Source organism: Pseudomonas sp. TWI923 (assembly GCF_039673365.1).
In the GTDB taxonomy this organism is placed as follows: domain Bacteria; phylum Pseudomonadota; class Gammaproteobacteria; order Pseudomonadales; family Pseudomonadaceae; genus Aquipseudomonas; species Aquipseudomonas sichuanensis.
This window is the reverse complement of the sequence record NZ_JBDJLM010000133.1, coordinates 1-6,942: the sequence shown is the minus strand read 5'-3', so window position 1 is coordinate 6,942 and position 6,942 is coordinate 1. Positions and strand designations below refer to the sequence as shown.

5 protein-coding genes are annotated in these 6,942 nt (G+C 65.3%); 4 read left to right on the top strand and 1 reads right to left on the bottom strand.

Annotated features, from left to right (window positions below):
• Positions 1-80: 80 nt before the first annotated feature.
• Positions 81-2,078: a transketolase gene (gene tkt / locus ABE459_RS25305; RefSeq protein ID WP_153788398.1), complete on the bottom strand. Its 1,998-nt coding sequence runs from the start codon at positions 2,076-2,078 to the stop codon at positions 81-83.
• 316 nt (positions 2,079-2,394) lie between these two features.
• Between tkt and ABE459_RS25300 the strand changes: the two genes are divergently transcribed.
• From ABE459_RS25300 to ABE459_RS25285, 4 genes are all read left to right on the top strand, one after another.
• Positions 2,395-3,378, top strand: coding sequence for a metalloregulator ArsR/SmtB family transcription factor (locus ABE459_RS25300; RefSeq protein WP_258705241.1), 984 nt, complete (start codon positions 2,395-2,397; stop codon positions 3,376-3,378).
• Positions 3,379-3,390: 12 nt separating this feature from the next.
• Positions 3,391-4,581, top strand: coding sequence for a methionine adenosyltransferase (gene metK / locus ABE459_RS25295; protein ID WP_125465814.1), 1,191 nt, complete (start codon positions 3,391-3,393; stop codon positions 4,579-4,581).
• 145 nt (positions 4,582-4,726) lie between these two features.
• Positions 4,727-6,397: an NAD-dependent DNA ligase LigB gene (ligB, locus tag ABE459_RS25290; protein WP_323830461.1), complete on the top strand. Its 1,671-nt coding sequence runs from the start codon at positions 4,727-4,729 to the stop codon at positions 6,395-6,397.
• Between the two features lie 59 nt (positions 6,398-6,456).
• Positions 6,457-6,852, top strand: coding sequence for a DUF1090 domain-containing protein (locus tag ABE459_RS25285; protein ID WP_125465816.1), 396 nt, complete (start codon positions 6,457-6,459; stop codon positions 6,850-6,852).
• Positions 6,853-6,942: the final 90 nt, after the last annotated feature.

Below are 6,942 nucleotides of genomic sequence, written 5' to 3'. Positions count from 1 at the left end.
CTCCCACAAGGCACCGGGATGCCTTGTGGGAGCGGGCTTGCCCCGCGATCAGGTGGGAGGCACATGGCCTCCCGGATACATCAGTCTTCCAGCAGCTCTTCAGCGGTACCCAGGATGTTGTCCAGGGTGAAGCCGAATTCTTCGAACAGCGCGGCAGCCGGCGCCGACTCACCGTACGTGGTCATGCCGATGACGCGGCCTTCGAGGCCGACGTACTTGTACCAGAAGTCCGCGTGGGCAGCTTCGATGGCGATACGCGCGCCCACTTGCAGCGGCAGTACCGACTGCTTGTAGGCAGCGTCCTGGGCGTCGAACACGCTGGTGCTCGGCATCGACACCACGCGGACCTTGCGGCCCTGCTCGCTGAGCTTGTCGAACGCCTGAACAGCCAGGCCCACTTCGGAACCGGTGGCGATCAGGATCAGCTCAGGCTCGCCGGCGCAGTCCTTGAGCACGTAACCGCCACGGGCGATGTCGGCGATCTGCTGGGCGTCGCGGGTCTGGTGCTGCAGGTTCTGGCGCGAGAAGATCAGCGCCGACGGGCCGTCCTTGCGCTCCAGGGCGCACTTCCAGGACACCGCGGATTCGACCGCGTCGGCAGGGCGCCAGGTGTCCAGGTTCGGCGTGCTGCGCAGGCTGGTCAGCTGCTCGATCGGCTGGTGAGTCGGGCCGTCTTCGCCCAGGCCGATGGAGTCGTGGGTGTAGACGTGGATCACGCGCTGCTTCATCAGTGCCGACATGCGCACGGCGTTGCGGGCGTACTCCATGAACATCAGGAAGGTGGCGCCGTAAGGGACCAGGCCGCCGTGCAGGGCAACGCCGTTCATGATCGCGGTCATGCCGAATTCGCGCACGCCGTAATACATGTAGTTGCCGCTGGCATCTTCAGCGCTGACGCCCTTGCAACCCTTCCACAGGGTCAGGTTGGAGCCGGCCAGGTCAGCCGAACCACCGAGGAACTCTGGCAGCAGCGGGCCGAACGCATTGAGGGTGTTCTGGCTGGCTTTACGGCTGGCGATGGTTTCGCCCTTGGCCGCGACTTCGGCAATGTAGGCCGCCGCTTTCTCGGCGAAGTCCGCCGGCAGCTCACCGCTCAGGCGACGCTTGAGCTCGCTGGCCAGTTCAGGGAAGGCGCCAGCGTAGGCAGCGAAGCGCTGGTCCCACTCGGCTTCGACCTTGGCGCCCTGGGCCTTGGCATCCCACTCGGCGTAGATGTCGGCGGGGATTTCGAACGGGCCGTGGTTCCAGTTCAGTTCCTTGCGGGCCAGGGCGATTTCGTCGTTGCCCAGCGGTGCGCCGTGGCAGTCTTCCTTGCCCTGCTTGTTCGGCGAGCCGAAGCCGATGATGGTCTTGCAGCAGATCAGGGTCGGACGGTCGCTCTTGCGTGCGGTATCGATCGCGGTGCGGATTTCGTCGGCGTCATGGCCGTCGACATTGCGGATCACCAGCCAGCCGTAGGACTCGAAGCGCTTCGGCGTATCGTCGGTGAACCAGCCTTCCACTTCGCCGTCGATGGAGATGCCGTTGTCGTCATAGAAGGCAACCAGCTTGTTCAGGCCCAGGGTGCCGGCCAGCGAGGCGACTTCGTGGGAGATGCCTTCCATCATGCAGCCGTCGCCGAGGAACACGTAGGTGTTGTGGTCGACGATGTTGTGGCCTTCACGGTTGAACTGGGCGCCCAGCACTTTTTCTGCCAGGGCGAAGCCCACGGCGTTGGCCAGGCCCTGGCCCAGCGGGCCGGTGGTGGTTTCGACGCCAGGGGTGTAACCGAACTCCGGGTGGCCCGGGGTGCGGCTGTGCAGCTGACGGAACGCCTTGAGGTCGTCGATGGTGACGTCGTAGCCGGTCAGGTGCAGCAGCGAATAGATGAGCATCGAGCCGTGGCCGTTGGACAGCACGAAGCGGTCACGGTCGGCGAAGTTCGGGTTGCTCGGGTTGTGCTTCAGGTAGTCGCGCCAAAGCACTTCGGCGATATCCGCCATGCCCATGGGGGCACCTGGGTGGCCGCTGTTGGCCTTTTGCACGGCATCCATGCTGAGGGCACGAATGGCGTTGGCACGTTCACGACGGCTGGGCATCGCTGAGTCTCCTGGGGCTTGAATAGATAGTGAAACGAAAAAAGGCGGCCATTTTCGCCCACTGGGGGTGCCGGGGGCAATGACGGATGGTCGCAGTCGGGCATTTTTCCTGTGTTTGGCTGGGTATTCAGGTGAAAACAGCGGGAACCGTGTGGACTTCTTCGCGGGTAAACCCGCTCCCACAGGTAACGCGCTGGCCTGTGGGAGCGGGTTTACCCGCGAACAAGCCCAGACCTCTCTCCGCCCATCAGCCAATATCAAAACTTTTTGATATTGCTATTGCGACGGCTGCCTCCCCTGTCTAGACTCCCGCCCCATGAATCTTCGTGCGCCCATTCCACTTCAAAGCAGCGACGAGCTGGCCGCCCTGTGCAAGGCCAGCGGCGATCCGCTGCGCCTGAACGTGCTGCGCGCGCTGGCCAACGACTCGTTCGGCGTGCTGGAACTGGCGCAGATCTTCGACATCGGCCAATCCGGCATGAGCCACCACCTCAAGGTGCTGGCCCAGGCCGAGCTGGTGGCGACCCGCCGCGAAGGCAACGCGATCTTCTACCGCCGCGCGCTGCCCGGCGGGCGCCTGCATGCCGCCCTGCTCGACGAGGTCGATGAACTGGCCCTGGCGCAGGACGTGCAGACCCGCATCGCCCAGGTCCAGCAACGCCGTGCTGCCACCAGCCAGGATTTCTTCCTGCGCGTGGAAGAGAAGTTTCGCGCCCAACAAGACCTCATCGCCGGCCTGCCGCAGTACCGCGAAAGCCTGCTGACGCTGCTCGACAAGCTGAGCTTCGCGCCCACCGCCAGCGCGCTGGAAGTCGGCCCCGGCGATGGCGGTTTCCTGCCGGACCTGGCGCAGCGCTTCGCTCAGGTCACGGCCATGGACAACAGCCCGACCATGCTCGACCTGGCCCGTCAGGTCTGCGAGCGCGACGGGTTAAGTAACGTAAACCTGCAGTTGGCCGATGCACTGGGTGCAACGGATGTGGAAGCCGACTGCGTTGTGCTGAACATGGTCCTGCACCATTTCAGCGACCCGGCCCTGGCCCTGCGCCTGCTGGCCAAACGTGTGAAGGCGGGCGGCAGCCTGCTGGTCACCGAGCTGTGCAGCCATGACCAGGGGTGGGCGCGCGATGCCTGCGGCGATCTCTGGCTTGGTTTCGAGCAGGATGACCTGGCCCGTTGGGCCAATGCGGCGGGGCTGACCCACGGGGACAGCCTCTACGTTGGCTTGCGTAACGGTTTCCAGATCCAGGTCCGGCATTTCCAGCGGGCCGCTGGCGACACACACATCGGTACATTTTAGGAACCCCTCGAGATGAGCGAATATTCCCTTTTCACTTCCGAGTCCGTGTCCGAAGGGCATCCGGACAAGATCGCCGACCAGATCTCCGACGCAGTGCTGGATGCCATCATCACCCAGGACAAGTTCGCCCGCGTCGCGTGTGAAACCCTGGTCAAGACCGGTGTCGCCATCATCGCCGGCGAAGTCACCACTTCGGCCTGGGTCGACCTGGAAGACATCGTGCGCAAGGTCATCGTCGACATCGGCTACAACAGCTCCGACGTCGGCTTCGATGGCGCCACCTGCGCCGTGATGAACATCATCGGCAAGCAGTCGGTGGACATCGCCCAGGGCGTTGACCGCAGCAAGCCGGAAGACCAGGGTGCCGGCGACCAGGGCCTGATGTTCGGCTATGCCAGCAACGAAACCGACGTGCTGATGCCAGCACCGATCTGCTTCTCGCACCGCCTGGTCGAGCGCCAGGCCGAAGCGCGCAAGTCCGGCCTGCTGCCGTGGCTGCGCCCCGATGCCAAGTCGCAGGTCACCTGCCGCTATGAAAACGGCAAGGTCGTCGGCATCGACGCCGTGGTCCTGTCCACCCAGCACAACCCTGAAGTGTCGCAAAAAGACCTGCAGGAAGCGGTGATGGAGCTGATCGTCAAGCACACCCTGCCAGCCGAGCTGCTGCACAAGGGCACCCAGTTCCACATCAACCCGACCGGCCAGTTCATCATCGGTGGCCCGGTGGGTGACTGCGGCCTGACCGGCCGCAAGATCATCGTTGACTCCTACGGCGGCATGGCCCGCCACGGCGGTGGCGCGTTCTCCGGCAAGGACCCGTCCAAGGTCGACCGCTCGGCCGCCTACGCTGGCCGCTACGTGGCCAAGAACATCGTCGCCGCAGGCCTGGCCGAGCGTTGCGAGATCCAGGTTTCCTACGCCATCGGCGTGGCCCAGCCGACCTCGATCTCGCTGAACACCTTCGGTACCGGCAAGATCTCCGACGACAAGATCGTCCAGCTGGTGCGCGAGTGCTTCGACCTGCGCCCGTACGCCATCACCACCATGCTCGACCTGCTGCACCCGATGTACCAGGAAACCGCTGCCTACGGTCACTTCGGCCGTACCCCGCAGCAGAAGACCGTCGGCGACGACACCTTCACCACCTTCACCTGGGAGCGCACCGACCGCGCCGACGCCCTGCGCGCCGCTGCCGGCCTGTAAACCTCCTACGGCGGTACAGGAAGGCCCCTGCCGAGTGATCGGCAGGGGCCTTTTTCATGAAATACCGCCTGACAATCCGACGCGCCGCGGCTGCCCAGCCGTGCCTAGGCTGAGCATTCCCTTTCGCCACGCAAGGATGCCGGCCATGTCGCCCAGGTTGCTGTTTGTTCTGCTGTGCGCCTACCTCGCCCCGGCCAATGCCGAGCCCTGCCCCGACTGGAACACAACGCGCGCCCGTGCTGAAGTCGCCCACCTGCGCCAGACCTTGGCCCACTGGGACGACCACTATCACCGCCAGGGCATTGCCCTTGTGGCGGACGAGCTCTATGACCAGAGCCGCCAGCAACTACTGACCCTGCAAACCTGTTTCAACCTGCCAGGCAGTGACAACCCGCTGGCCAGCGCACGCGGTCCGATCCCCCATCCTGTGCCGCATACCGGCGTCGACAAGCTGGCCGACGAGCAGGCTGTGCACAACTGGTTACTGGGCAAGAAAGACGTATGGATACAACCCAAGGTCGATGGCGTGGCCGTGTCGCTGATCTTTCGCCAGGGCCGGTTAAGCCAGCTGCTCAGCCGCGGCGATGGCACCCAGGGGCATGACTGGAGCCGGCACATCCCCCGTTTGAGCGGCGTCGTGCACGAGCTGCCACAGCCGCTGGACACGGTATTCCAAGGCGAGCTGTACTGGCGCCTCGAAGGCCATGTGCAGGCAGAGGCCGGCAGCGCCAACGCGCGCGGCACCGTTGCCGGGTTGCTGGCGCGCAAGCAGCTGAGCGATGCGCAGGGCGCCGGTATCGGCCTGTTCGTCTGGGACTGGCCGACCGGCCCGGACACCCAGGCCGAACGCCTGGCGCAGCTCGCAACGCTGGGGTTTGCCGACAGCCTGCGCCACAGCGTGGCGATCAGCACCTTTGAGGAGGCCGCACACTGGCGCCAGCATTGGTATCGCGCCGCCCTGCCCTTCGCCACCGATGGCGTGATCCTGCGCCAGGACAGCCGGCCACCGGCCGAGCGCTGGCAAGCCCGCACGCCCTACTGGATCGCCGCCTGGAAGTACCCGTTCAGGCAGGCGCTGGCACAGGTACGCGGGGTGCATTTTCGCATCGGCCGCACCGGGCGCATCACCCCGCTGCTGCAGCTCGAACCGCTGCGCCTGGATGACCGGCAAATCAGCCAGCTCAGCCTGGGCTCGCTGACGCGCTGGCAGCAACTGGACATTCGCCCGGGCGACCAGGTGGCGGTGAGCCTGGCGGGCCTGACCATTCCACGCCTGGACAGCGTGGTGCACCGCAGCCCTCAGCGAACACCGGTAATCGCGCCAGACCCGGCCGAGCACCACGCACTGAGCTGCTGGCAGGCCAGCGAGGGTTGCCAGCAACAGTTTCTTGCCCGGCTGGCCTGGCTCAGCGGCAAGCAGGGGCTGAACATGCCTGGCACGGGGCCCGGCACCTGGCAGCGACTGATCGACAGCGGGCGATTGACGACCCTGGCCGACTGGCTGGACCTCGACCGCGACACCCTGGCGACCGTGCCCGGCATTGCCCAGGCCCGCGCCGATCACTTGCAACACGCCTTCGCCCAAGCCCGCCAGCAGCCGTTCGAACGGTGGCTACGCGCCCTCGGCGTACCCGCCCCGGCCGCCCTGAAGCTTGGGCCCGATTGGCCCACCCTGGCCTCCAGAAACATTGAGCAATGGCTTGCCGAGCCAGGCATCGGCCCCGGTCGAGCCACGCAATTGCGTGGCTTTTTCAACCATGAGCAGGTACAGGCCCTGGCCCTGCAACTGCGACAACATGCAATCGAGGGTTTCTAAATTTCGCGGTTCAGGGCAGCATTCCGCTTTCTGCTGCCCTGCCCCGAATGGAGCCCTTGATGAAACTGCTTTCGTCCCTCGCCCTGACCACCCTGCTGGGTTTCGTCGCCAGCCCGCTGATGGCTGCCGAAGAGCAGCCGGCGCTGACTGGATGCGCGGCCAAGCGTCAGGCCATCAGCGAACAGATCGAACAAGCCCGCGCCCATGACAACAAAGAGCAACTGGCCGGGCTGGAAACGGCCTTGGGTGAAGTGACCGAACACTGCACCGATGCCGGCCTGCGCAAGGAGCGCGAGCAGAAGGTGCTCGACGCCCGTCACGAAGTGAACCAGCGCACTAAAGACCTGGACAAAGCCATGAAGAAAGGCGACGCGGAGAAGATCAACAAGCGCAAGGACAAGCTCGCCGAGGCCAAGAAGGAACTGCAGGAGGCGGTGGACGAACTGGAGCGCTAGCCAACCCGTCTCATGCAGGCGCGAAGCGTTGTGGGGGCGGGGGGGGGGGGCCGCGTCGGGCGGCCCGGCCCCGAGCCCGCCCCCCCAACA